Source organism: Mastigocladopsis repens PCC 10914, assembly GCF_000315565.1.
GTDB lineage: Bacteria > Cyanobacteriota > Cyanobacteriia > Cyanobacteriales > Nostocaceae > Mastigocladopsis > Mastigocladopsis repens.
Window position 1 is genome coordinate 3,705,248 of record NZ_JH992901.1, and the last position, 25,361, is coordinate 3,730,608.

21 protein-coding genes and 2 pseudogenes are annotated in these 25,361 nt (G+C 43.6%); 9 read left to right on the forward strand and 14 right to left on the reverse strand.

Annotation, left to right across the window (positions count from 1 at the left end; all coding sequences use genetic code 11):
• Window positions 1-20: 20 nt before the first annotated feature.
• Window positions 21-461, reverse strand: a pseudogene (locus tag MAS10914_RS30505) (GNAT family N-acetyltransferase); the annotation flags it as partial.
• 34 nt (window positions 462-495) lie between these two features.
• Window positions 496-1,431, reverse strand: coding sequence for a DMT family transporter (locus MAS10914_RS0118750; protein ID WP_017317487.1), 936 nt, complete (start codon window positions 1,429-1,431; stop codon window positions 496-498).
• Between the two features lie 307 nt (window positions 1,432-1,738).
• On the opposite strand from MAS10914_RS0118750, the gene MAS10914_RS0118755 reads away from it, so the two are divergent.
• Window positions 1,739-2,089, forward strand: a complete 351-nt coding sequence (locus tag MAS10914_RS0118755) for a hypothetical protein (RefSeq protein ID WP_017317488.1) — start codon at window positions 1,739-1,741, stop codon at window positions 2,087-2,089.
• 300 nt (window positions 2,090-2,389) lie between these two features.
• Here MAS10914_RS0118755 and modB read toward each other — a convergent pair whose 3' ends face one another.
• From modB to modA, 3 genes are all read right to left on the reverse strand, one after another.
• Window positions 2,390-4,246 (reverse strand): molybdate ABC transporter permease subunit, encoded by a 1,857-nt coding sequence (gene modB / locus MAS10914_RS0118760; RefSeq protein WP_017317489.1) that lies wholly within the window; start codon window positions 4,244-4,246, stop codon window positions 2,390-2,392.
• A 249-nt stretch (window positions 4,247-4,495) separates the two neighbouring features.
• Window positions 4,496-4,639 (reverse strand): substrate-binding domain-containing protein, encoded by a 144-nt coding sequence (locus MAS10914_RS34375; RefSeq protein ID WP_198014986.1) that lies wholly within the window; start codon window positions 4,637-4,639, stop codon window positions 4,496-4,498.
• 142 nt (window positions 4,640-4,781) lie between these two features.
• Window positions 4,782-5,603, reverse strand: a complete 822-nt coding sequence (gene modA / locus MAS10914_RS0118765; protein ID WP_017317490.1) for a molybdate ABC transporter substrate-binding protein — start codon at window positions 5,601-5,603, stop codon at window positions 4,782-4,784.
• 415 nt (window positions 5,604-6,018) lie between these two features.
• Between modA and MAS10914_RS0118770 the strand changes: the two genes are divergently transcribed.
• Entirely contained in the window at window positions 6,019-7,611 is a 1,593-nt protein-coding gene (locus tag MAS10914_RS0118770) for a B12-binding domain-containing radical SAM protein (RefSeq protein ID WP_017317491.1), read from the forward strand.
• 275 nt (window positions 7,612-7,886) lie between these two features.
• Here the strand turns inward: MAS10914_RS0118770 and MAS10914_RS0118780 are convergent, their stop codons facing one another.
• Window positions 7,887-8,948 carry a mechanosensitive ion channel family protein gene (locus MAS10914_RS0118780; RefSeq protein ID WP_017317493.1) on the reverse strand — a complete coding sequence of 354 codons (1,062 nt, stop codon included), beginning with the start codon at window positions 8,946-8,948 and terminating at the stop codon, window positions 7,887-7,889.
• A 351-nt stretch (window positions 8,949-9,299) separates the two neighbouring features.
• Between MAS10914_RS0118780 and MAS10914_RS0118785 the strand changes: the two genes are divergently transcribed.
• The 6 genes from MAS10914_RS0118785 to MAS10914_RS0118810 all read left to right on the forward strand — a co-directional run bounded on the left by MAS10914_RS0118785 (window position 9,300) and on the right by MAS10914_RS0118810 (window position 16,954).
• Window positions 9,300-10,217 carry a histone deacetylase family protein gene (locus MAS10914_RS0118785; protein WP_017317494.1) on the forward strand — a complete coding sequence of 306 codons (918 nt, stop codon included), beginning with the start codon at window positions 9,300-9,302 and terminating at the stop codon, window positions 10,215-10,217.
• A gap of 154 nt (window positions 10,218-10,371) precedes the next feature.
• A complete protein-coding gene (gshA, locus tag MAS10914_RS0118790; RefSeq protein ID WP_017317495.1) occupies window positions 10,372-11,508 on the forward strand; it encodes a glutamate--cysteine ligase in 1,137 nt (378 codons plus the stop codon).
• A gap of 266 nt (window positions 11,509-11,774) precedes the next feature.
• A complete protein-coding gene (locus tag MAS10914_RS0118795) occupies window positions 11,775-12,230 on the forward strand; it encodes a tRNA (cytidine(34)-2'-O)-methyltransferase (RefSeq protein WP_017317496.1) in 456 nt (151 codons plus the stop codon).
• An 865-nt stretch (window positions 12,231-13,095) separates the two neighbouring features.
• Entirely contained in the window at window positions 13,096-15,429 is a 2,334-nt protein-coding gene (locus tag MAS10914_RS0118800; protein WP_026082661.1) for a peptidoglycan DD-metalloendopeptidase family protein, read from the forward strand.
• Between the two features lie 160 nt (window positions 15,430-15,589).
• A complete protein-coding gene (locus MAS10914_RS0118805) occupies window positions 15,590-16,633 on the forward strand; it encodes a S66 peptidase family protein (protein ID WP_017317498.1) in 1,044 nt (347 codons plus the stop codon).
• Between the two features lie 30 nt (window positions 16,634-16,663).
• Window positions 16,664-16,954, forward strand: a complete 291-nt coding sequence (locus MAS10914_RS0118810; RefSeq protein ID WP_017317499.1) for an antibiotic biosynthesis monooxygenase family protein — start codon at window positions 16,664-16,666, stop codon at window positions 16,952-16,954.
• A 1-nt stretch (window position 16,955) separates the two neighbouring features.
• Here MAS10914_RS0118810 and rd read toward each other — a convergent pair whose 3' ends face one another.
• The 6 genes from rd to MAS10914_RS0118840 all read right to left on the reverse strand — a co-directional run bounded on the left by rd (window position 16,956) and on the right by MAS10914_RS0118840 (window position 24,032).
• Window positions 16,956-17,117: a rubredoxin gene (rd, locus tag MAS10914_RS0118815; RefSeq protein ID WP_017317500.1), complete on the reverse strand. Its 162-nt coding sequence runs from the start codon at window positions 17,115-17,117 to the stop codon at window positions 16,956-16,958.
• Between the two features lie 120 nt (window positions 17,118-17,237).
• Window positions 17,238-19,022, reverse strand: coding sequence for a M61 family metallopeptidase (locus MAS10914_RS0118820; RefSeq protein WP_017317501.1), 1,785 nt, complete (start codon window positions 19,020-19,022; stop codon window positions 17,238-17,240).
• A 324-nt stretch (window positions 19,023-19,346) separates the two neighbouring features.
• Complete coding sequence (locus MAS10914_RS0118825; protein ID WP_017317502.1) at window positions 19,347-20,588, reverse strand: hypothetical protein; 1,242 nt, start codon at window positions 20,586-20,588, stop codon at window positions 19,347-19,349.
• A gap of 242 nt (window positions 20,589-20,830) precedes the next feature.
• Window positions 20,831-22,006, reverse strand: a complete 1,176-nt coding sequence (locus MAS10914_RS0118830) for a HetZ-related protein 2 (protein ID WP_017317503.1) — start codon at window positions 22,004-22,006, stop codon at window positions 20,831-20,833.
• 869 nt (window positions 22,007-22,875) lie between these two features.
• The gene (locus MAS10914_RS0118835; RefSeq protein WP_017317504.1) at window positions 22,876-23,607 is read right to left on the reverse strand and encodes a TIGR04283 family arsenosugar biosynthesis glycosyltransferase; all 732 of its coding nucleotides are present in this window, start codon (window positions 23,605-23,607) and stop codon (window positions 22,876-22,878) included.
• A gap of 86 nt (window positions 23,608-23,693) precedes the next feature.
• Window positions 23,694-24,032, reverse strand: coding sequence for a carbon dioxide-concentrating mechanism protein CcmK (locus tag MAS10914_RS0118840; protein WP_017317505.1), 339 nt, complete (start codon window positions 24,030-24,032; stop codon window positions 23,694-23,696).
• 36 nt (window positions 24,033-24,068) lie between these two features.
• Here MAS10914_RS0118840 and MAS10914_RS35710 point away from each other — a divergent pair, with 36 nt between their 5' ends.
• Window positions 24,069-24,254, forward strand: a complete 186-nt coding sequence (locus MAS10914_RS35710) for a hypothetical protein (protein WP_017317506.1) — start codon at window positions 24,069-24,071, stop codon at window positions 24,252-24,254.
• Window positions 24,255-24,308: 54 nt separating this feature from the next.
• Here the strand turns inward: MAS10914_RS35710 and MAS10914_RS0118850 are convergent, their stop codons facing one another.
• Window positions 24,309-24,620 carry a carbon dioxide-concentrating mechanism protein CcmK gene (locus MAS10914_RS0118850; protein ID WP_017317507.1) on the reverse strand — a complete coding sequence of 104 codons (312 nt, stop codon included), beginning with the start codon at window positions 24,618-24,620 and terminating at the stop codon, window positions 24,309-24,311.
• Between the two features lie 448 nt (window positions 24,621-25,068).
• Window positions 25,069-25,194 (reverse strand): annotated as a pseudogene (locus MAS10914_RS36670) (cyanobactin maturation protease PatG family protein); the annotation flags it as partial.
• Between the last annotated feature and the right edge of the window lie 167 nt (window positions 25,195-25,361).

The following is a 25,361-nucleotide window of genomic DNA, read 5'->3' on the forward strand; positions in this document are numbered from 1 at the left end:
GCGACTGGAAAAATTATGTTTCAAACCTCACGAAAGTAAGCTGGATAGCAGACGTTCCCATTGATATTTATCAACGCACTCGGTTGGAGTTCTAGTATCATAAATGCCTCATCTGGAATTGGTAATGATGAGCGCAAGCCGAATTGACTCGCCTTTTGAAAACCAAAGCGCCTGTAATAGTGCGGATCACCAACAACAACAATAGAATGATCTAATTCACGACACCTTGATAAACCTACCTGCACTAACTGACTGCCAATACCTTGGCGCTGGTACGGAGGTGTCACAGCTAGCGGTCCTAATGCCAGTACTGGAATATGCTTTGGTGCTTCAATGACAATGCGGCTGAAAAGAATGTATCCCAGCACATCCCCATTTTCTATCGCTACAAGGGATAATTCAGGTATAAAATTTGGGGAGTTGCGGATTTTATCTACGAGTTCTGCTTCTTTTGTTTGACCAAAAGCATCCGTTGCCTGGTTTGAATGATTAGACTTAGCTTAGGTAAAACAGGAGTCCAACCCCAGCTAAAGCAATCACAACACCAGCAATTGCTCTGATACTAACTTTCTCACCCATCCAAATAGCAAGCGGTATAATAAATACTGGGCTAGTCTGCAACAGGGTTAAGGCAATTCCCGCAGCAGTGAATTTAATCGCTGTCTGTTGCAACCAGATTCCTAAGAAAGTGCCACAGAAGGCAGCAAAGATTGCTGCTAAAACTACTTGGGTAGATTGTAATGTTTTTAACTGAAAACTGCCCTGTCTCCTGGCAAAGGGTATCCACACCAAGAGAATCAACACGGCTGCAATCAAGCGCAACAAGGCTGCCCACAACGGGCTAACTCTTGTATTTGCCAATGCAGCACGGGAGAGGACACCCCCTGCTGCATTTGCCATTGCTGCTAACAAACTAAAGCCTATTCCCTGCCATAGGTGCGTTGCGGAACTATCGCTTGTATTGGGAGTGCGTTCTGTCACCACCCAAGCAACTCCCAGTATGGTGAGCAAAATTCCGCACCAAGCACTAACGTTTAGCCGTTCTTGGAGAAAAATCAGCGCGAGTACTGCTGTGATGGGTGGCGCAAGAGTTCCAATGAGCAAGACACGACGTGCCCCAAGGGAATTTATAGCTGCCAAAAAAGCTGTATCGCCCAAGCCAATGCCCACAACGCCACTGAGGAGGAGTAGACACAGAGAAAGTGGTGCAATGTTGGGAACCAATTCGCCACTGATGAGGATGGTGAGCAACAGGAAGGCGATCGCAACTATTCCTTTTATTAAGTTGAGTTGCAATGGCGGGATACGCTCCCCTAAGCGACCATATATGAGCGATGCCACAGCCCACAAACAGGCAGCAGCCAAAGCTGCTATTTCTCCTTTGAAACTTGTCGAAGAGAATTTTAAATAATTATTAAAAATAAGATACATCTCTTTTATTACGACGAAATTCTTTAATATTTTAAGATAAATACCTCTATAAACTTTAGCACTCTATGGAGTTTACTGCTAATTTTTGCAAAACAAACTTTAGCAATCAATGTACCTTATTGCTAAATCTTTCTGGGAACGATTTTTAGCACTCTCAATGTTCAAATGTCAATATTTGTATGAAGTTTAGTATCTATCAGATGTGGTTTAATATGATTTTTTATATGTCATTCAGTGGTTTTTAAGAAATAACATCTTTGGAGAATTCTGTTTGAATAAAACTCCTATAATAATTTGGAGCATTGGAATGAAATACACTTTCGACATCGTAGGCGTATCTCCAGTTTTGGATTTTTTTAGTCATCAACAGCAAAATTTGCAAATATGCCAGCATCAAGGAGTGGAATACGTGGGAAATCATAAGTGTACACTTGATGCCTTTATCAAATCTGTAGAACCATTGCCAAAAAAATGGGGCTGGGATATGGATGAAGTGGTAAGTACTGTTATTGAGTTCTGGATGAATAATTCAGAAAGTATTTGCTATTGGAAATCGCGTTTAGTGGATGCAGGTAGCAATAATTTACTAGTGGCAAGGGTTGCGGATATTAAGGCTTTAACAGGAGAATTTGAATCATTACTTGGTGAGCAGTGGTGATTTCTTAGCAACATAATTTGGATGACATCACCAAAGTATAGCAGTTCTCAATTTCATGCACTATACGGTAGGGACAGGGCATTCTGTGCTCCTAGTGTGTTTAACCCAATTGAGAACTGCTATATTTCTGGCAATTAGTCGTCAAGGGTCTGGTGATTATTGTGGCGGTGACAATTGACCGACTTCGCAGACGCTCCCGGCGGTGAAGCATGAAAAATGCAAAATAAAAAATGCCATTGCTGATTGAGGGGTGATACTAAGTTGCGTTCAAAGAACTAATTCTCAAATGTGGAAAATAGGTCATTGAACGCAATATTGAACACCAAACATTCTCTCCATTAAAATTAATCGTAAAGGATCTAAACGCACATACCAAGGCATTGGTTCGTCTTTGAGAGTTGCCCATTTCTCCTTAAAAACCTCCGCTTGCAAGTGGTAATCATTGTTGTGAGTAGATGGTTGATGCAGCTTGAGAAACAGCGTCATTCGGTGTGGCGTTTCACTCGTTCTCGCTAGCCAGCAAGGAAAGGTATTTTCTTGATTGGAGTTATTGGTAAGAATAATTTGATGGGCACGAATTCCTAAATAAGATAAAGCATCAGGGATAGGTTCGATGAGCTTCAGGGTACAATCCCAATCAACTGCTTTCACTTGAGTTGATGTCACCGCAACAGCACTCGAGAAGTTTTTACATCCTGTTAATTGGGCAACACTTACAGTGGCTGGGTGTTCAAAAATGTCGTATTTAGTGCCAGAATGAATGACTTTTCCTTTCTCCAGAACGAGCAAATTAGGACAAACTCGATAAGCCTCCTCCATATTATGGGTCACAAATAGAGTCACACCTTCGTAATTCGCTAATGTTCCTACCATTTGCTGCTCTAGTTGGCTTCGCAGGTGGGTATCTAGTGCAGAAAATGGCTCATCTAATAGCAGTGCTTCTGGTTGACTTGCTAAGGCTCTTGCCAATGCCACTCTTTGCTGTTGACCGCCAGAGAGTTGATGTGGATAGCGCTCAGAATATCCTTCCAACTGTACTGCTATAAGTTGAGTTTCGACTTGTTGTCGAATCGCTGTGGCAGAAAGTCCTTTGGACAAACCAAATGCAATGTTTTGCCCTACAGTCATATGCGGGAAGAGAGCGTAGTTTTGTACCAGAAAACCAATACGGCGATCGCGCGGTGGCAAATTAATCCCTTGTTGCGAATCAAACAACACCCGCCCATTCAGGACAATCCGACCTCTTGTCGGTGTTTCTATCCCAGCAATGCAGCGCAGAATCATGCTCTTTCCAGCCCCAGACCCTCCTAATAATCCCAAGGGTTGCTTATCAGCGCTGAAAGACACTTGCAAGCTGAACCCAGGCAGCTGTTTTTCAATGTCAACCCAAAGCCCAGAAGACGACAAGGGGAGAAGGGGACGCGGTGACGCGGTGACATTTTCTCTCTGGGCGTCTGGGCGTCTCCCTCTCTCCGTATCTCCCCCTCTCCCCCTCCTCTTCCCCTGAGTTTCCTGCCAATAGTTAACAGCAATAATGCCAGATAGAGAAATAGCCATGATGGCAACAGCCCAAAACCAAGCTTCGTCCATTGCTCCGCCTTCCACAGCAAAATAAATTGCCATTGGAATCGTCTGAGTTTGCCCTGGAATATTTCCTGCTAACATCAGCGTGGCACCGAATTCACCCAACGCACGGGCAAAAGCCAAGGTGGTTGCTGCTAAAATCCCTGGCACTGCCAGTGGTAAACTAATTCGCCAAAATATTGTTGATTCTTTTGCACCAAGGGTTCTCGCGACTCGCTTTATGTTGGTATCTATTTGCTCAAAAGCACCTAAGGCAGTTTTATACATTAATGGGAAGGCTACCACAGTGGCAGCGATCGCTGCACCGTACCAGGTGAAAACGACGCTCCAACCCAAAGGCTCCATAAGTTTCCCCACGGGACCATTTTTACCAAACAGCAGTAGCAATAAAAAGCCGACAACCGTGGGAGGCAAAATCAAAGGAGCAACAAAGATTGCCTCAATCAAAGATTTTCCTTTTCCTCGATATTCCAGCATCCAATAAGCAGCAGCAATACCAAAGAAGAAGGTAATAAATGTTGCAAGTAAAGAGGTTTTGAGGGATATCCACAGAGGAGAAAAATCAAGGGGCATAAGACATTCAAAATTTCAAAAGTAACACCGTCCAGAAAAGTCAGGATTCGTGTTTTGCTCCTTGGCAGAATGGCAGAATCTCAGTTTTATAGAAATTCACTCAATCCCAACTAAATTATAAAAAAGTTGGTAATCACCTAATGTACACAGTAAAACAGTTTTTAGAGACATCCAAAAGGTAGATAAGGTTGAGTAGTATTTTATTTAGCCATTCTGTATCCGTACTTTTCAAACAAGGTTCTTGCTGATTCACTCTTTGAGAAACTGGACAAATGCTTTAGCTGCCGTGGCATTTTTGCTGTTTTTCACAACTGCGACTGGATACACCACTGGTGAATGGGATTTCTCAAGTGGTATATGCAACGGTCTTTTAACACGTATAAATGAAAACATTATTTGAAGAGTTATATATTTTGCAGACGGTAGCTAAATCAAACAGATTTTATATATTAGGGAGTAGGGAATGGGTAGTATTCCCATCACCACTCCTCACTGACCACTAATTAGCTGAAGACAAAGTTAAACCTATAACAGCTTAACGGGTTGTTGCTGGGACTTTTGATGCTTGAACTATAAACCCATATTTCTTCAGTACAGCCTGAGCTGGCGAGCTAGATAAGAACTTAACAAACTCCTTGGCTGCATCAGGATTTTTACTGCTTTTGAGCACTGCCATCGGGTAGACAATCGGAGAGTGAGACTTTTCACTAGCGACAACTGCAACTTTCACCTTGTTCGAGATTTTGGCATCTGTTGCATAAACCAGACCAGCGTCAGCGTTTCCACTTTCTACGGACGCCAGCACTTGACGTACGTTGTTGGCATAGACAAGTTTGGGCTTGACTTGCTGCAAAATGTTCAAGTTTTGGAGTACTTGTTCGCCATATTGACCAGCAGGAACGCTCCTGGGTTCGCCTATGGCAATTTTCTTCACCTTGGCATCTGTGAGGGTGTTGAAGTTGGTGACGGTTGTCGAATTACTAGGCACAACCAAGACTAGACTATTGTTTGCTAAGTTAGCACGGCTTCCGGCCAGCAACAGCCCCTTTTGCTCCAAAGCATCCATTTGCTTTTTTGCAGCAGAGATAAAGACATCCGCCGGTGCGCCTTGCTCTATCTGTTGCTGTAAGGCACCAGAAGCACCGAAGTTATAACTAATATTGACATTTGGTTTACTTTGTTGGTAAACCGTCTTGATTTCTGCCATCGCATCTTTGAGACTGGCGGCAGCCGAGACGAGTAGATTGGCCTTTGACTGTGCTATCACAGGAGATGGGTCAAACAATCGCAAGCCAGCTGTTAACAGCAAGCTAGCAACTGCTATGCTGAGGGTAGCAAAAAGTTGTCTTCTTTTCATAGGAGAACTGGACTGAGATAGATTCTCTTTCAAGGAATTTATAGTTGGTAGGATCGTACCAGAATAACCCCTAAATTACCAATCTTATTGGTATAGTGGCAATGAAATCAGTGCGTATCAGGGCGCACGCTTTCGCTGTATCCGGTTTTAGGAAGCGCCTCGGCATTGAGCACTAACTACACGTGCGAGTAGCATTGTGAACAAGGCTTAACCCGGATTTCTCATTTGTGAGAAATCCCGGGTTAATATTCAACTTGTTCTAAGATCAAGTTTGGTGAAACAGTAAGAGTTAATTTTTGCTATTGACAGAGGCGAATTAAACAAAAATAGCTAACCCTAGAATGCTGTGTGGATGGGAAGGTATTTTCAGTTTATTTAAGCCTCACTAATTTATTTAGTGTGAGGATGACATTGAATGCGAGTTTTACTCCTATATCCCCTTTTTCCTAAATCATTCTGGTCTTTTGATAAAGCCCTAGAACTGATTGGTCGTCAGGTGACAATTCCCCCTTTGGGGATAATCACAGTTGCGGCTATCCTCCCTCAGACTTGGGAGTTCCGCTTGGTAGACCGCAATGTGCGCGCTGAAACTGAAGCAGACTGGGAATGGGCAGATTTAGTGATTATCTCTGGCATGATTGTCCAGAAACCAGATATGCTGCACCTGATCCGTGAAGCGAAGCAACGCGGCAAACTGGTGGCGGCGGGCGGTCCCTACGTTACATCTGTGCCTGAGGCAGCGCAGTCAGCAGGGGTAGATTTTCTAGTTTTAGATGAGGGCGAGCTGACCCTACCTCTATTGGTAGAGGCACTGGAAAGGGGTGAAACTTCTGGGATATTACGTGCTAATGGGGAAAAGCCAGATGTCACCCATACACCTATTCCCAGATTTGATCTGCTGGAGATGGAAGCTTACAGTGATATGTCGGTACAGTTTTCGCGAGGCTGCCCCTTCCAATGTGAATTCTGCGACATTATTGTGCTGTATGGGCGCAAGCCACGCACTAAAACCCCAGCCCAACTGCTAGCTGAGTTGCAGACTCTCTATGATCTGGGCTGGCGGCGCTCGATTTTTATGGTGGATGACAACTTCATTGGCAACAAGCGTAATGTGAAGCTGTTGCTGCGGGAACTAGGTCCTTGGATGGCAGCCCACGGCTACCCCTTCCGCTTCTCAACTGAAGCCTCGGTGGATCTGGCACAGGATCAGGAATTACTAGATTTGATGATTGCTGCCAACTTCAATGCTGTATTTTTGGGCATCGAGACACCGGATACAGATAGCTTAGCCTTGACACAAAAATTTCAGAATACGCGCAACTCTTTAATAGAAGCCGTGCAGAGAATTAATCGCTCAGGGTTGCGGGTGATGGCTGGTTTCATTATTGGCTTTGATGGGGAAAAGCCAGGGGCTGGCGATCGCATTATCGAATTTGTGGAAGCTACTGCAATTCCTCAAGCCATGTTCAGTATGCTTCAAGCTTTGCCTAGTACAGCACTGTGGCAACGACTGGAGAAAGAGGGACGTTTGCTGGATGGACAACACAAAGACGCTAACATCAACCAAACAACGTTGATCAACTTTATCCCGACCCGTCCTGTCGAAGAGTTAGCCCGCGAGTACACAAAATGCTTTTGGGAACTGTATGAGCCGGATCGCTATCTAGCGCGAGTCTATCGCCACTTCGCCCACATGAGACCAAGCCCTAATAAGAAAAAGTTCCGGCGACCTGGGTTAAAGGATATTCGCGCCTTGCTAATTATTTGTTGGCGACAAGGACTCAAGCGTAAGACACGCTTCCAGTTCTGGCATCAGATATTCTTAATCATCCGGCACAATCCGGGAGTGTTTGAACACTACATCATCAACTGCGCTCACCTGGAACACTTCATCGATTATCGCCAAATTGTGTGTGACGAAATCGCCGCCCAACTAGCTGAAATTGTCGTTCAAGAACCAGATTTTACTCCTCAAACTCCTGAGGTAATAGAAGCTGCTGTACATTAATTTTTAAGAAGCTGTGCTAAATCTATCCATAGGCTATCCGTTCTGTAATACCGACCCATAGCTACCAAGGTCTAGACAAGGCTGGGCATTTGGAGCTATGGCGTTTACTTCCTGGTTCATCGTGGTCTTAGCAGTCATGCTAAGAGGTTTGTCCACTCCGCAGGCTATCCCGCGTGCCTCCTGCGGAGGAGTTAACGCGCTACGCGGAGCGCGTAGCGCGTACCTTAGCCCATATTCCATTCGCCATGTGTTTCTGCCAAAGTGGGATCCAGCGATTATTTCAGCGTCATCGCTCCATTTTTACTTCCATCACCTTGCACATAAATCTCTCTGATTGGGAAGGGGATTTTGATTCCTTCTTCCTGATAGCGTTTGTGCAATTTTTTTATAAATAAATGTCTAGCTATACGTTGGTCAAAAAATTCATTAACCCGCATATAAAGTGTAAAATTTATGCTAAAATCAGCAAATTCGTTGAATCTTATATAAGGTTTATTTGCTATTAATTCAGGTGCAATTTCCTGCATAACTTCCTTAGCAACCTCTACAGTCACTTTTTCGACTTGTTCTAGATCGCTATCGTAGCCAACTCCTACACTTATCGTTAATGTGATTTCCTTAACTGGCAGATGATAGTTAGTGAAAATAGCAGAAGCTAGCTTAGAATTTGGTACTATTATAACGTTATTGGAAAGCTCTTTTATAGTGGTATTTCGCCATGTTATATCTGTAACGTAACCCTCATGGTTACCATCATTAAGTTTAACATAATCTCCTGTTCTGACTTGCTTAGAAATCAGTAAATAAAAACCAGAAAACAAATTTGCTAGGGTATCTTGAAGTGCTAAACCAACTGCTATACCACCAATACCCAACGTTGTCAGTATTGGTGTAATTTCAACTCCTAGCGTTTGCAATAGGATTAATGTACCCAGAACTAAAACGATTGTTTTGGCAGCATTGGAAAGGAGTGATGCTGAAAGACCATCAGTTCTGCGAAGAAATAAATTGACAAACCCAGCAGTTAGTCTGGCAAAGACGACTGTAACTGTATATAAGAAAGCACCAACAATGATTTTTCTGAGTAATTCTGCAACATCTGGCTCAGGATGATAACTAATAACTGCACCATAAAACCCAGCAAGCACACACCAAAAGAAGGGCATGCGGTTCAATGAGCGAAATATAATTTCATTTCCTGGAATTTGTCTGCTAGAAATAAATCTTTTCAGTTTTTTGAAGATGACTTTTTCGCTTACGATTCCACCAAGTAAGCCAGCCAAAATCAATACAAGGGGCAAAATCCAATGTATCATATTTGTATATAAGATGTTCATAGCAAATGTAGTGGATAAACGCAAATAATTACCTCTGTATGCAGTCAGAGAGTGTTTATCATTTAAATTTTGGAATTCTAGATGTTGGATTTTAGATTGAGTGTTCTTGGCTTGTTTGCTTGTTTGTTATTTTCCCCTGTTTTATGCCAGTTTTAACAAAACTTGGGTGGATTTTCTGTGGCTTAAACCAGTCAACGGACGGAAAAAACCGCTCACTCGTTCCCAGTTTTCGTATAAAAAAAATCTTTTGTTCTACTTGGCACGGAAAGGTTCGCTCAAGTCGGTAAACTCTCCCAAGAACGCTGACTCACCACGCGACTGTCCTCGTCTTAGCAGGTCAAAATTCATAACATGGACTTGCCAATTGTTTACAACCCCGACTACGTTGTCCCACTACCTGAAGGTCATCGCTTCCCGATGCCAAAGTTTCGGCAACTCTACGAACTGCTACTAGCTGATGGCGTGGCGCAAACCGAACAATTTCACACACCCTCATGCCCACCACAAGAGTTGATAGAGTTAGTTCACACCCCAGACTACGTTCAAGCTTACTGTGAGGGAAGCCTTGATGCCAAAGCCCAGCGACGCATTGGTTTACCGTGGAGTCCAGGGCTTGTCAAGCGTACCTGTATGGCGGTGGGTGGTACTATTCTCACAGCGCAACTAGCACTTAAGCACGGTTTGGCTTGTAATACTGCTGGCGGTACTCATCACGCCTTTCCCAGTTATGGGTCTGGTTTTTGTATTTTCAACGATTTGGCGATCGCATCTCGCGTCTTACAAAAATCCGGACTCGTCCAGAAAATACTCATCGTTGACTTGGACGTGCATCAAGGAGACGGCACTGCTTTTATCTTTCAAGAGGACGATAGTGTTTTCACCTTCTCAATGCACTGCGAAGTCAATTTCCCTGGCACAAAGCAAAAAAGCAATTTGGATGTCCCTCTGCCAGTGGGGATGGAAGATGATGCATATCTGCAAACATTGGGGCAATATTTACCAGATTTGTTATCTGATGTCAAGCCAGATTTAGTTTTATACGACGCTGGCGTTGACCCTCATGTAGGGGACAGGTTGGGAAAATTAGCTCTAACCGACACTGGCATCTTTCGCAGGGAAATGCAAGTTTTAAGTACTTGTGTTGCTGTTGGCTATCCTGTCGCCTGCGTTATTGGCGGTGGTTATGCTGATGACCTCAAATCACTTGTGTATCGTCACTCCCTGCTGCACCGCGCTGCGAGTACGGTTTATCGACAGTATCGACTGTAGTAAAGAGTCATTAGTTATTAATTATTTCACTTCCCCATCTTCCCCATCTTCCTCATCTCCCATTGCTAACTGTTAATTAACCCAAAGGTCATATGCAGAATTTCGTCGCCTTCGATACAATCTAGAAGTAAGGAGAGCCGAGGAGAACAGACGAGTGCTATTGAAAGGCTTTGAAATAGAGATGTACACTGGCACGCCTGGTGGTGATATCGTCGGACTCTCCGACAAGATTGTTGGGTCTTTGGATGGATTTGTCCGGGAGCCAGATAGCCGAAACGTAGAATACACGACTGCACCAGAGCGGAATTATGACCAGCTTTTGTGTGCCTTGCTACGTCCTAGGCTCAAATTGCGAAACTTCATCAAGCAATTCGGCGATTATACCCTAATTCCAGGGAGTACTCTATCGTTAGGTGGAGGTGATCGCTTTTTTCGCTCTGACCCAACAAATCCTTACCATGCCTACATTGAGCAAACATACGGCACAAAGGTAGTCACTGCTAGCGTTCATATCAACGTAGGTATCAGCGACCCGGAGCTATTAATGCGGGCGTGTCGGGTTATAAGGGTAGAAGCACCTTTATTGCTTGCCCTAAGTGCCTCGTCCCCCTTCCTAGATGGCAAAGCGACTGGCAATCATTCCACACGCTGGAGTGTTTTTCCACAAACACCTTCTCAAGTGCCTTTATTTGAAAGCCATGCTCACCACATTCAGTGGGTGGAAAACCAACTGGCAGCTGGAACTATGCAAAATGTTCGTCATCTTTGGGTATCAGTGCGACCAAATGGCGATCGCCGTCCTTATGATTTAAATCGCCTAGAACTGCGAATTTGCGATTTAGTCACAGACCCGATAGCTTTGTTGGCGATAACAGCCTTACTAGAGGCGCGGATTCAACAACTTATCGATCATCCCGATATCGATCCGTTAACCCAAAGTACCTTCTCCCCAGACGAACTTGTCTCCTTAACCTATGCAAACGAAGCGGCGGCTGCTACTTCCAGTCTCGACGCTCAACTCAGGCATTGGCAAGATGGCAGAAGCATTTTAGCCAGAGATTGGATTGCCGAAATATATCAAGAAGTCTGGGCGATCGCGAAGCAGCATGGTTTTGCCTGTTTCCTTTCACCATTGCAAAAAATTCTGCGCGAAGGCAATGAAGCTCAACAATGGCTGCAACTACACGCACTTGGTTTGAGTACAAGGCACGTTATTACTCAGGCTGTTGGTGCAACAAGAGAAAGCGAAATAGAACTAGAAGACAAATTGTGTTCGCTTCTAGTTGCTTGAGCTGAGTTCATCTATCATTACTCAGCATTAGCAAATCTTGTGCCTTGCAAAAGTGTTTAGTGCTACACCTATAGATTTTTTCAAAAATTGTGATATATATCAGAGTATTTTTCAGATATTTTGAGATATATCTCATATCTGTTTTAAATTTTTAATCAATGGATATTGGGAATGTATATTAAGAAAAACTATATATGCCCTCTATCGTAAGATAGATTGGAAAAATTTGCTAGATTGCTTTTTTCAATATATTTATTCCTCCGCAAATGCCGCAGGTCGTTTTAGTTAACCCGCTTATTCCCCCTAATACAGGTAATATTGCTCGCACTTGTGCTGCTACAGGCACTGAATTACATTTAGTAGGACCTTTGGGGTTTGACATTAGCGATCGCTACCTCAAAAGAGCCGGCTTAGATTACTGGCCTTATGTCAAGCTGCACTATCACGAATCCTTGGAAGCTTTTAAGTCCGTACATCAAGCGCGTGGCGGAAGATGGTTAGGTTTTAGTGTCAAAGGCAGTTGCAAGTACGTAGATTTTCAGTTTCAACCCGATGACTGGTTATTGTTTGGTTGTGAAACCACTGGCTTGCCACGTGAAGTCATATCAGCTTGTGATGCGACTCTCTACATTCCCATGAGCGAACCGAATGTTCGTAGCTTAAATCTTTCTGTAAGTGTGGCAGTGAGCCTGTTTGAAGCTCGTCGTCAGTTGGGGTATTGAGAGTTATTAAAGGGGTGTAGGTTACAGAGGGTAGGGTATTGGGATATTTCATTCTTTCCTACACCGAGTAACCTTGTTTGTGCATCTACTTAAATGTCAATTAAAAATGGTAACCTTGATAATTGCGGTAATTCAGAAAAATTTTTGTAGCTTGATCATGAATAGCGAGACAAAATATACACCATTTATGACATTTGTAGGTAGGCATAGGGAAAATTACTTAAAACAGTGGTCAGGATTATATAAGGAATTTGTATAGTACGTTTGAGTGAAATCTAAAATTGAATGATAGATTTTTATGAATTTGAAGTTTCTCTTAACCAAGGAACAAAAATGTTGTAAACCAGTCATATCATACGTTTAAGGTGTTTTTATTCAGGTGTCTTTTTTATCTCTAGATAGAGGAAAGTGCGAGTTAATACGGTTGTTTTTTGGGGAATAATCAACGTAAAGTCTCGGTTGGAGAAAACGGATGCGGTAGAAAAACTTTGAAGATATCTACAGCAGGGTGCAATGCTATTCGGTGAAGTCGCAGCACCTAATTGCTCAAAGCTCCAGAAGACTTGGCAAATATAGTGGTTGTCAGTCGGGGCTGGGAAAGCAATAAAGGCGAGAGCTGTAAAGAAAAAAACTTATATGGTGTAAGCCTTAAGGTGTGAAGTGTGAACAGGACAAGTCAACTCATAAATTTAATTTTTAATAAATGGTATGAACTTGTCTAAATCAGAGAACCAGGTTAATCTTGCCTAAGTATCTCTGGTGAGTGTGATCTTGATCTATTGTTTGTAGTGATCTAAATCATTGACTAGTATTCCGACGGAAAAATCGAGATCAGTTAAGCGCTAGTGATCATAGGAGGTCGTCTTTGAAACGAGCATTGAAGAAGAGAGTGCAAGCTGAGTTGGAAAATACCCCAAGCGATGATGCCCCGGTGGAACAGATAGACGCAGTTAATCCAAGAGTTAACCAATCCCGGATGCCAAAAACAGCCGCGATGATTGGCTTGGCAATATCAATGGGAGCAACCAGCCTTCTGGTGACTCGACAAAGCGAGCAAGCCGTAGCAGCGGAACCGTTAGGTAACCAAAATACAGCCTCAACAATTCCTGCTTCTGATACCGAAGTGAAATTTGCTCCCACAAAGAAACTGGACTCGCCAGCCGTCTTATCAGTGAGCGTGCCTGAAAGTCCTGCCATAGTGGAACCAACAGTAATTTCACAGATACCCAGGCTTGGAGCTAAATGGGAAGTAGCGGCAAATAATATGTCTGTGCAAGCGTCTGCACCAGTGGTGGTTCCCAGTTCGCCCAAAGGGACAGAGCAACGGAACATCGCGTCGGAAACAACAAATGTACAACAGTCCAAAAGGCTGGGAGTACAAACACTCTCTAATGCTGATGGCATTGCTGGCGTGCGAACCGTGTCGTCACTCTCTGCTCAACCACAAATAGCAGGAGCAGAGAACACAGTGGAGCCGGAAGTCAATGCTCAACTCAAAGCGCAGCAAGAGTTTGCACTCAACAGATTACAAGAAAAATCGAACCGGTTAAGAAAAAGTCTGGCTGATTGGCGGTCGCAAGATACCGGAGATTTATCACAACAAACACTCACGAGGTTCCCACAGCCAATGACTGTGGCTGAGAATCTGCCGATAAGCACAATCACTGCTACTGAGCACTCGGATACCACCAGTGATATCAGCAGATCAAGGCTTGTGTCGAGCTTAAAGCAAAGGTTGGAGGCACAGGAGTCGTCAGCACCAGTAGTGGCAACACCCACGCAAACCTCAGGTGCAGTTGTTGCACCAACAGTGGTCGGACAAACGACAACTGCAACAAAATACGAAGTCAAGCCTGGAGATACACTCGCAGCAATCGCTCTTAATTACGGGACTTCAGTCTTAGAACTAGTCAAGGCAAATAGTCTCAGCAACCCTAATCAGCTGCAAATCAGTCAAAAACTGGCCATTCCCGTAGCTGAAAACCCCAGTACTACGACAATCGCAATGAAATCAAGTGCTGTTGTCTCTAGTGGTACTACCAAGGTTAGCCAAACAAGTGCAAGCCCCGTCATTGCCAACAACACCAGTGTTACTGTCCCAACACCAGTAGTCGCCGAAAACCAGTTTCAGACCTACATTCAATCAACGACTGCCAACTCAACAGAAAATACTACGACAAGTTCCCAAACAACCTCTAGTACTGTCACAGCTTATGGTATGAATGGTGTTGGTGGTGACGCCCCAGTGCCAAAAGTTTTTACAGAAATTCAATTGGCACAAAGACCAACTGCTACGACAGCAAAACAGGTAAAAAATAGTCAAGGCCTCCGCAGCTTACACGAGGAAATCGAGAAATTACGGGCGAAGTACCGCTCCCAACAGTTTGGTAACGCAGTCGTGCCGAATGGCTCGCAAACCAATGATGCCCCAATGGTGGTTCCAGTTTCCAGTCAAAACGATAGTGCGGTGCCAATTTCTGTTCCCCAACCAAACGATACAGCAGTGCAAATTCCCGTCACCGAACCGAATACTGCTGTGATACCGATACCCGTTCCCAGACCGATGACACCCAACTATAGTGTCAAACCGGGTAGACCTACATACCGTGCTAATCAAAGACCTGCAAACGAACCAATTAATCCAGAACTGCTACCAAATCAAGCGATAGCAACGCCTTCCATGGGTGGTGATGCCTCTCAATCCCTTGGCTCTCTGCGGGGAACAACCGTTTATCCACAGTTACCACCTTTAGCAGCAGTAGATAGATACCTGCCTAAACCGATTGACGAAAATACACCCCCCCCATCCACCTCTACCACAGCTTATATTTGGCCTGCAAAGGGCACCCTCACCTCTGGTTATGGTAGGCGCTGGGGAAGAATGCACAAGGGAATTGACATTGCTAACTCCACTGGTACACCAATTTACGCTGCGGCTGACGGTGTAGTTGAAAAGGCAGGCTGGAACAGAGGTGGCTATGGTAATCTTGTGGATATCCGCCATGCCGATGGCAGCATGAGTCGCTATGGTCACAATAGCAAGATTTTGGTGCAACCCGGTCAACAGGTACACCAAGGTCAAACAATTGCTTTCATGGGTAGTACTGGCTTTAGCACTGGTCCGCACAGCCACTTTGAAATCCATCCATCCGGTAAAGGCGCAGTCAACCCAATAGCCCTCCTGCCAGGACGTGTGTAGTGAGTAGCTATCTGTAACTTCATGATTGCTTATTCTGGAGAGGGGGTGGAACTCCCTCTTTTGCTTTTTTTATAGCACTGAGTGATTTCTATTAGCAAGAATTTTACGGCTGCTGTTGCATGGTGGTTTAATAACATCGTGCTCCATGTGCAAAAATCTCATGATTAACCGCCGTAACTTTCTCATTAATTTAGCTGCTACCTCTTCAGTATTCGCCTCTCCATTAAAATTGGCAAGAGCAGCACGTAAACCACTATTAAAACCCAAGCGTTTGCAGCCAGGATCTGTTGTGGGAATTGTCAGTCCTGCTGGTGCTACATTTGTCCGCGAAGAACTTAATATTGTCATAGATGCAGTCAAGGGATTGGGACTTGTCCCCCGACTCGCACCTCATCTACTTGAACGGTATGGTTATTTAGCTGGCAAAGATAAAGACCGTGCTGCTGATATTAACCAGTTTTTTGGCGATTCGTCCATAGCCGCCATTTTGCCAATTCGTGGTGGATGGGGATGTAGCCGGATGTTGCCTTACTTAGATTACCAGCGCATTCGCAAAAATCCTAAAATTCTGGTTGGTTTCAGTGATGTTACAGCTTTAATTCTCGGATTGAATGCCCAAGCAAACCTTATCACATTTCACGGTCCCAACGGATTGAGTTCTTGGAGAACGACTCAGACAGATTATTTTCGCCGTGTTTTGTTTAGCGGCGAAACTGTTACCTTTCAAAACCAGAAAGATGGTGATGATTCTGAGCGTTTGATGCAAGTGAAGTATCGCAAACAAACTATTACTCCAGGTAAAGCAAAAGGCAGACTGATTGGCGGAAATCTCTCAGTTTTATCAGCTATTGTCGGCTCTCCATACGTACCCAATTTAAACGGTGCAATTCTATTTTTGGAAGATACTCGCGAAAACATTTACCGCATTGACCGCATGATGACTCACTTAAAAATTGCAGGTTTATTTGACACACTTGCTGGCTTTGTTTTTGGACAATGTTCTGATTGTTCACCGGACGCTGACTATGGTTCTCTCACCTTAGAAGAAGTTCTTTGGGATCACATCAAACCATTAGGTATCCCTGCTTGGTCTGGTGCAATGATTGGTCACATAGAAAATGTGCTGACACTCCCTATCGGTTTAGAGGTGGAAATTGATGCTGATGCAGGGACAATTCGGATGCTTGAACCTGCTGTGGCATGATGTAGGATATCCCACCCTTGAGGCGAGAAGATGATTCTAGAAGTTGCCATGCTCAATGTTCGCAGCGGTATGGAGAGCGAGTTTGAAGCTGCTTTCGCCAAAGCATCACCTATCATTGCTTCCATGAAGGGATACATATCCCATGAACTCCATCGCTGTATGGAACTGTCAAACCGCTATTTGCTTCTTGTGCGATGGCAAACCTTGGAAGACCACACTGTTGGGTTTCGTTTGTCACCTGAATATCAAGAATGGAAACGGTTGCTTCACCATTTCTACGACCCATTTCCAATGGTTGAGCATTTTGAACGAGTGTTATGACTCATTCTTCCGGCTGAAATTGATCTTTTGACGCCGCACACACAGGACACACCCAATCGTCTGGTATGTTTTCAAAGGATGTTCCTGGTTCTACTCCCCCATCTGGATCTCCTACTTCTGGGTCATATTCGTAGCCGCAGACGCTGCATATATACTTTTCCATCTTGTCTCTCCGTTGATGAAATAGTCTGCCTTGCCTCAATATATTACCTGTATATGGCTTTAATTCGTAATTCGTAATTTAATTGGTCATTACGAATTACGAATTATCAATTACGAATAATTAGCCAAGGGTTGTTAAAGGCACACCTAACCATCCAGCAAAGTTTTCTTTTTGTGCAGGAGAAGGTTTTTCTACTGATTTTATTTGATACTGGCTGGTACGTGGGGAACCCAGAGTGACAGGTAGGGTGCGGAGTTCGTCTAGATGGAAAATTGTGACTTGAATAGTGTCCTTGGGTTGGTAATCTTTGAGGCGATCGCCTAACGCATTGGCGCTTAAGCGCAAACCATCAATAGCCAGCAACTCATCTCCTGGGTCAATTCCTGCAAATTGTGCGGGTGAACCGGCTTCAACAAACTTAATTATCTCGCGTCCATGCTCACTATTAACCTTGACACCGAAGTAAGGTTCTTCCTCCTTTTCCGCTACCAGTTGCAAGCCAAAAGGTTCCAGGTATTCGTTGAAAGGCAAATCTTCAGTTCCATCTATGTAGCGTTGGCAAAAATCAGTCAAATCCAGACCAGCAACCAACTCAATGACTTCCTGCAACTGTTGAGGAGTGTAACCAATTTCATCTTTACCAAATTGATGCCACATCCTAACCATGACATCATCAAGTGATTGCTGATTTCCATGTCGCGAACGAATGAGCAAATCTAGCAACAACGATACCATTTCCCCTTTTAAATAGTAGGAAATTTGGCTATTGCCGCTATTGGCATCCTGACGATACAGTTTAATCCAGGCATCAAAACTCGACTCCGAAAGGGCTTGTACCTTTCGTCCTGGAGTCGTTTCATAGCGATTTATTTCCTTACTCAAATTATTCAGGAATGACTTAGCATCATAAATTCCCGCCCGTAAAGGAATCACTAAATCGTAGTAACTTGTTGTCCCCTCACAAAACCAAAGCGACGGTGTATAGTTTTCTTGGTCGTAATCAAAAACTTCCAATACTTTGGGGCGAATGCGTTTGACATTCCACAAGTGAAAGAATTCGTGTGCTACCAATTGCAAGAAGCGTTCGTACTTGTCGCGATCGCGCAAACCAAACCGCTGATAAATGAGCGAGCAGCAGTTTTTATGCTCCAAACCACCATAAGCTTGAGCAAATAAATGCAGCAGAAACACGTATCGTTGATATGGTAACCCACCAAACATTCGTGCTTCTGCTTCGATAATTTTCTTAATATCAGCAATCATCTGCTGTACTTGGAAATTGCCTTTTCCCCAAATTGCCAGTTCGTGGGGTTTTCCCAATACCTCGAAGTGATATAACTGGTGGAGACCAATCTCAAAGGGACTATCTACAAGGGTGTCAAAATCTGAAGAACGGAAAGTGTTTGCCTTGTTGGGAACTGGTGATAATGCTGTGGTGATCAGCCATTCTGGGTGTGGCGGTACGACAGTCACCTGAATTGGTTGCTTCTCCCAACCGGGTATTCTAAAAAACAGTGCTGCACCATTGAAATAACCGTGGGTAGAGTCTAGGTGATTTGTTCGCACTGATAGCTCATTGGCAAAAATGCGGTAACATACAGTTATTTCTGATACGTCAACTGTTTCTACCTGCCAGTGATTTTTACTTATTTTCTGCCAAGACAAGGGCTTGTCATTGGCAAAAGCCGCAAAATCTTGTAAGTGTTTAGCATATTCCCGCACTAAATATGACCCTGGTGTCCACACGGGCAATTTCAAATCCAAAATCGGTGATGTGTAGCCTAGCAGACGCAAAGTCACTTCAAATAAGTGCGTTTCTGGCTTAGGCATTGCCACCTGATAGTGAATCATCGGTGCAGTTTGCTTTGTGTAAGTATTAGTGCGAGGTGCAGTTGCTTCAGTCATCTGTGGTTGTGAGGTAAGAATCCCGACTTATGAATTATTAGTTAATAGTTAATAGTTAATAGTTAATAGTCAATAGTTGCAAGTCAAAAAACTTACTCATCGACTCTTTCCTCTGTATTTAACACTATTTTTCTGAATTTTTAGTATCAAATATTGCAATGCTTGAAAGCCACCACTTAGACAAATCGGTTTAGGATACCATGACAGTATAATAGGTCTAGAATCGAAATCAGCGGGTTCACCAAGGTAGTTTGAGTTTAGATCGATGAGTGCTGAGTCATTTATAATCAGCACTCAGTAGTAAGTTCTAAGTACTTAGTACTGTTATTTGTTACTTTTCGGTGGCTCGGAAATCTCTGTTAATATTCTTACCTGATAGTCTAAATTCTCCAACAATTGGTTTAGGGCATTAAAAACCTCTAATTGTCCAGAGTTTAGCTTGTGAGTTAAAACAAGCCGCTTTTTCAATTCATGCAGTTTATAGCTGAGTTGGTGGGATACTCCTAGTGTGTCGCGGCTTAAACGCGCCAACTGCTGTTGTTGATAAAACTTTAATGCTGCTCCTCGCAACACTTGTAGAGTCGCTTCTTCGCCGTGCATCCCCGGCATAACTCGTAAGCGTAATAACAAACGGTTTTGTTGATACAGGCATTCCTTCTCCACCTGTTTTGGTTCTACAATTGTGGTAACAGAGAGGGAAGCAAATCGCTTCAATTCATTGAGTATCCCTTGGAAAACAGACAGAGGTAGTTTTTCTAATACAGATTGCAAGACTCCATTGTCACTCCAGAGTATCCTACCTTGATATGGTTGTCTTTCCAGATACAGGCGACCAATTCCGCCTGCCGATAGAACTCGCCCTAGTAATTGTTCCAGTAATTTTTTGGGTGGTAATACTGCTAGTTCCTCAATAGCAGTGAATGCCTTTATATCTGGTAGGTGCAAGATGTGTAAACTGTTAGGATGCTCTGTCGGGCTAGTCTCGTGTGTTTCCTTATCCCCCTTTAAGTCTTCTGTCTCAGGTGGAATTATAGAAGGGGTAAGTGGTGTGCTGATGTGTGGGGAATGTGCTTGTGGGATGGCATTTTCAGAGGTTTGTACCTGCGTCAACTCCCATCTTGATGTGGCATTTGCAGAGGTCATCGTCTGGTTATCAAGGGTCTCTGCTTTCTTTTGTTGCGTAAGGTCTGTCGAGGACTTGTGTACTGGTTTGACAGTAGGTAGAGATGTATTTTTGTAGTTAAGATATGCTGAAAGTATCTTACGATGAGTTTCACCGCTTATCGGCTGCGTCATCATTGTGCAATTCATGTAAGAGATGATGCGGTTTACGTAATCTAACGCCGCACTGTCTTGGGAATTTACCATTCCTAGCAAGAGGTTGTTGTCTTCTTTTCTCAAGGGCAAGAGTTGGTGGTAAAAGCAGGCTTCAAAGGACAAGATATTCTCAATCAGCTGGAAGACTTGCTCGCGATCCAGTTCTTGCTCCCATTGAATTTGTGTAGTTGATGGCACCTGCTTACCAATTGCTGCGTTATCAGTTGGTTTGCCTTCTGAAGACAACATACGCTCTTATTGATTGCTCTTTTGTTATATCCTATTCTGTCTTTAAGTCAGTTGGTAGAAAATACCTCATTATCCTTAGATAAAAAAGTAAAAATAAATACAAAGACTCAAGAGATTGTGTAGGTATTGGTAATGGGTAATCTTGAGTCAATAGTCAACAGTCTATAGTTTAGTAGCTAAAAGTTACTAGACTATGGACTTGAAATTTTAGACCTATTACCAATCTCCTTTTCAGGACGACCTCAGTTTTGACTTCTCAAAGCTTGGGCTACCTGGTAGACCTTAGTCCATTCACCCATTGCTTGATGGGTTTTGAGTTCTAACCGGGAAGCTGTGTCTTCTAGGGAATGACCTGCTTTACGCAACTCCAGAACCTGGCGCTGCATGGGAGTCAATTGTTCATACAATTGTTCCCACTGGTTTGGTGTTAGCCCCAAGTTGTGTTCTTTCAAGGAAATCGACAACCAGCTCTCGACCAGTTCTGGTTTACCTTTAAGGGCAAACACGCGCACAGCGTGGTAGCTAATTTTTTCTCGCAGTCGGTAGACTTCCTTGCTGGACTTATTTAATTTTTTGGCAATCTCATCTTGAGATTTCCCTTGCAGGTAGAGTCGCAGCCACTCTACAGCTTCTTGCCCAAGATTTTCTTGTAAATAATCCTCAAATTCCTGTTTGACTGTTTGACGCAGTGCAAGCTGTTCTTCTGCTTGTTGTGCTTCTTGATATTCAGCTACTGCCTGAGTATCAACCAAATTCACTCGATTGTCACTGTCATCTGTGAGAATTTCCTCAGAGACAAGCCTGACTAAGTCATTGCTTGGCACTTGGGTTAAACCACCACGTTGAGTTCTCCTCAGATAGTTCACAAAACGATACGCTAGAAGCGGTTGATTGCGTACTGGTCGCAAACAATACTCTTCTACACTGGCAAACAGCAGACCGTTCTTTAACCGCTCATCATTTGTATATTCTGTAATACAAGCCATTTGCTGTTGTATGTAGTTATCACTTTGGAGTAATTCTTGGATAACTTCTTGCAGCACATCCAGCACCGTCCGTTGGCGATCGCGACTCAGGGCGACCCAAGTCTGAATCTTATGGCGCAGTGTGACCAAACTCCCCAACCGAGTGATCAGGTTGCGGTAAGCACGTTCTCTGGCAATTCCCAAATAGCGCTGACGCAAAATCTTGTAACGGTACTCCATCGCTTGTTTAGCGATATCTAGTTCCTTAAGGTTGAGTGTCTCAAACCGATGTAAGTCATTTCCTAACAGCCATTTGACTATACTTTCCCTATTGGCAACACTTTGTTCTGGACATTCCATCTCCAGACGCTTTCGCCAATATTGCGCCAGTTTTTCCGCCTCCAAAACCATAGTGAGATTGCGCTCCTCGAAACCCTGTTTTAAAGTTTGCATCACAACCCCCTTTTCTCCCTTTTTACTTTTTCACACAACCATTGCACCTAATTTGATGATGTCCATGATGACATCTGATGTGTTGTTTCTACTTTTATTACGTTTTGACTCACTAGACTTATGCAGAAAGTTCTCAGTTTTGGTGCATCCTCACAACCTCAAAGGTGGGAAAATTAGGCTTTGTAAGTTCTTCTCGTCTCTTTCCCTAAAGGTAAATTTTTGTAAAGTAGTACCATATGTTGTATTAACTCAACAAAAGCTAACTATCTAGAATGTTGGAGAATGCAAAGTATTCTTATCAGGGGTTAGGAATAACTAACATTTTGCACCTGATTGATCTGGCGAATTTAATTCACCTCTCTAGACGTTGCTTTGCTAATATATGTTTCACCCTCTAGAGTTCCCTATCGGGTCGTATACAGTATTGCCATTTTTTATACTCCTACTTCACCAGTCCCGTGTTTTTCTGATGGCTCAGAAGGTATACGATTTTGGATTTTCCAACGCGAGGGTGTATCCACGTTTAGAATACTTGGCTGTTGAAAGACTTAACACTAATTCGCAACGTAAAAATTGACAGGTCAGGACTTGTTGTCACAATGAGTTTGGTAAACCACTTGTAGAAGTTTCACAAATACACCATCGTTTAATCCTTTAGCTGATGTAAAACAAAATGGTATCGGTGAAAAATAAGAGAAATCAATAGATTTTATCATTTATTTAGAGAATTTATCTGACTGTAAGATAGATCAGCCTCCTTAAGATTAGAGAGATTAATATACTATAGTTTTGTGAAAAAGCTACGAAAAATTTAGAAGTACCCATGAGGGTACTCTTATAATTCTATTGCTAATTGAGCCGCTAGATTTTCACCGAACATCCTCATAGAACTGCTTCAGGTATTGTGGCGAGACGCCCAAACCCCAAAGAAAGCCAACACAAAGATATATGACCGTAGCTTTGAGGAAACCCCAGTGTGCTACGCGGCGATCGCTACTTTGGACAATACGATTCACCAGACGAATTCGCCCCCGCTGCACCTGCTTCAGGCATAAGTCAGCCTCTTCCATAATTGGGAGGTTGCTGTCAAAACCTCCACATTCACAGAAATTAGCACGACGCACGAACATCACTTGATCCCCAAATAACAAACGTAGTCCTTGAAAAAACAGGTGTGGGCGAAAAAGCAATGGCGCGTAGTAACTTTTTACAAAGTTGTGTAGTGACACTCCCCAGCGTGTGGTTTTATCACCTGTCATTAAAGAAATAAAACCTCCAGCAGCAACCGTTTTGTCTGCTAGTGTTTGCTCAATTATTGCCACCAAGTCATCTGGAACCAAGGTGTCTGCGTGCAAAAAGCAGAGGATCTCTCCCGTTGCTACCTCTGCGCCTTGGTTCATTTGTGCAGCACGTCCACGTTGTTTAGCAACAAGGACAGAAGCTCCTGCTTGTTGGGCTATGGCAACGGTTTCGTCAGAACTACCACCATCTACAACCAGCACCTCCCTAGCTGGGGGTACGAGTATACTAAGATGGCGTAAAGTGCGTTCCAGACACTTCTGTTCATTTAAGGTGGGGATAATAATCGAGACACTAGACATGGATTAGTCATTAGTAAACATTAAAAAAAAGTTGCTCATCATATACTTAGTGACATATCAACTACCGAGTATTGACTAACTACCAATTATCTGCGTACTACAGGGTTCTCCACGGCTTGTCTGTACTGTTCCACTTGTTCTGTGTAACCGATAGGCAGAACGGCTTCGACATTTTCATGGGGACGAGGAATGATAACCCAAGATTCTAGAGTACCGCCATGAACTTGTTCTATTGCCTCAATACCAGCTTGTATGGCGGTTTTTACCTCAGATACATCCCCACGAATATTAACTGTAAAGCGAGCGCTACCCACTCTTATGTATCCTACGAGGGTGACTCGACCTGCTTTGACCATTGCGTCTGCTGCTGCTAGCACGGCAGGAAAGCCCTTTGTTTCTATCGATCCAACTGCCTGTAGTGACATTGGCAACCTCCTAAAATTAATAATTAAGTAAGTACGTTGGGTAAGACAGGGGCATCGCTCCTCCCTTGCCCAGATAAATTTGAAGGTACAACTTTCCTGCACTCGACTCAAGCAAGTCAGTCTGCTTCCCAAGGAAGTAGCTTTATTGAAGGTGTTTGCACCTATCGTAAGCGTATATTTTTTTTGATGGCAGTACAAGTAGATCAACAAGTTGCTTCATAGTTGCTTGTCAATCACCGGGGCTACGAAGCGTGTAAAAAAGTCAAAGGTTGGCACTTACATTATTCGGAATGGTTCTGATTTTTGAGTGAAATGGATTGGCAGAATAGTTTCTATATTTTCTGGGGGATTAGGAACGATGTAGTGAGTAATCACCTTACCACCATGAACTTGTTTACCTGCTTCAATACCCGCCTCTACTGCTCTTTGTACCTCAGCAGTGTGCCCCCGAACCGCGACCAACATCCGACCGCTTTCCGCTAGCCCATAATAAACAACGGTAACTGCACCAGCTTTGACCATTGCGTCCGCTGCTGCTAGCACAGCCGGAAAACCTAAGGTTTCAATGACTCCAACCGCCATTGGCATGGCTTTACACTCCAAGAATGGGTGATATTAATTGTACAAGGAACCGAACAAAGACACTAACCGGAATGTGGGCTATTTGCCATACGATGTGATCGCTATTATCCGTTGACAACTCAATCTCTCTAGCAGGTTTGGGTCTCGTCCTGCCATAAGGTGATGCATGACATTGATCTAGAGATTTGCGGCAAGATTCTTTTCCCTGCACTCAGCACAACAGTTACCTTGATTACAACAGAAACAACAAGGAAAACATCCCTGACTAACGATATTTCTAACGTAACCGACGATTGTTCGCCGCACATTTTCTTCCTCAAACTCATTCGTGATTGACAGTTGTGATGGAAGCATTTGTGAGGATTGGTAAACAGTTGACGTTAGCCTGGAGCGCTGAATGCTTTGTGACAGATTAGGGAGTTTCATTATGTTTCCTCCAAATAATTGAATTTCTTTATTTACAGACGTATCGAATATAGCCGCATTGCCATCGCGGTTTGTGTGATCGCACTCTCCCCACACTCACCGGGTACACATCACTCACATCCATGGTGAATCGATACACTTTTCGAGCTTGTTCAGATTTTTTATTCTCCTAACATCAATTAATTTAGCTACTGGATTATCTCAATCAGCGAACGTGCCTATCCAAGACAAACAGGATAAGAAGCATCCAACGCGCCCACCTCCATAAAACCTACAGGTTCGGTAACATGTATCAAAATTAGGTCCTTCAATGGGTAGCAA

What these genes read in the sequence shown, in the direction of transcription:
- MAS10914_RS0118750 (WP_017317487.1), bottom strand. Translation starts at nt 1,431, where the DNA reads ATGTATCTTATTTTTAATAATTATTTAAAATTCTCTTCGACAAGTTTC.
- MAS10914_RS0118755 (WP_017317488.1), top strand. Translation starts at nt 1,739, where the DNA reads ATGAAATACACTTTCGACATCGTAGGCGTATCTCCAGTTTTGGATTTT.
- modB (WP_017317489.1), bottom strand. Translation starts at nt 4,246, where the DNA reads ATGCCCCTTGATTTTTCTCCTCTGTGGATATCCCTCAAAACCTCTTTA.
- MAS10914_RS34375 (WP_198014986.1), bottom strand. Translation starts at nt 4,639, where the DNA reads ATGTTTTCATTTATACGTGTTAAAAGACCGTTGCATATACCACTTGAG.
- modA (WP_017317490.1), bottom strand. Translation starts at nt 5,603, where the DNA reads ATGAAAAGAAGACAACTTTTTGCTACCCTCAGCATAGCAGTTGCTAGC.
- MAS10914_RS0118770 (WP_017317491.1), top strand. Translation starts at nt 6,019, where the DNA reads ATGCGAGTTTTACTCCTATATCCCCTTTTTCCTAAATCATTCTGGTCT.
- MAS10914_RS0118780 (WP_017317493.1), bottom strand. Translation starts at nt 8,948, where the DNA reads ATGAACATCTTATATACAAATATGATACATTGGATTTTGCCCCTTGTA.
- MAS10914_RS0118785 (WP_017317494.1), top strand. Translation starts at nt 9,300, where the DNA reads ATGGACTTGCCAATTGTTTACAACCCCGACTACGTTGTCCCACTACCT.
- MAS10914_RS0118795 (WP_017317496.1), top strand. Translation starts at nt 11,775, where the DNA reads ATGCCGCAGGTCGTTTTAGTTAACCCGCTTATTCCCCCTAATACAGGT.
- MAS10914_RS0118805 (WP_017317498.1), top strand. Translation starts at nt 15,590, where the DNA reads ATGATTAACCGCCGTAACTTTCTCATTAATTTAGCTGCTACCTCTTCA.
- MAS10914_RS0118810 (WP_017317499.1), top strand. Translation starts at nt 16,664, where the DNA reads ATGATTCTAGAAGTTGCCATGCTCAATGTTCGCAGCGGTATGGAGAGC.
- rd (WP_017317500.1), bottom strand. Translation starts at nt 17,117, where the DNA reads ATGGAAAAGTATATATGCAGCGTCTGCGGCTACGAATATGACCCAGAA.
- MAS10914_RS0118820 (WP_017317501.1), bottom strand. Translation starts at nt 19,022, where the DNA reads ATGACTGAAGCAACTGCACCTCGCACTAATACTTACACAAAGCAAACT.
- MAS10914_RS0118825 (WP_017317502.1), bottom strand. Translation starts at nt 20,588, where the DNA reads ATGTTGTCTTCAGAAGGCAAACCAACTGATAACGCAGCAATTGGTAAG.
- MAS10914_RS0118830 (WP_017317503.1), bottom strand. Translation starts at nt 22,006, where the DNA reads ATGCAAACTTTAAAACAGGGTTTCGAGGAGCGCAATCTCACTATGGTT.
- MAS10914_RS0118835 (WP_017317504.1), bottom strand. Translation starts at nt 23,607, where the DNA reads ATGTCTAGTGTCTCGATTATTATCCCCACCTTAAATGAACAGAAGTGT.
- MAS10914_RS0118840 (WP_017317505.1), bottom strand. Translation starts at nt 24,032, where the DNA reads ATGTCACTACAGGCAGTTGGATCGATAGAAACAAAGGGCTTTCCTGCC.
- MAS10914_RS0118850 (WP_017317507.1), bottom strand. Translation starts at nt 24,620, where the DNA reads ATGCCAATGGCGGTTGGAGTCATTGAAACCTTAGGTTTTCCGGCTGTG.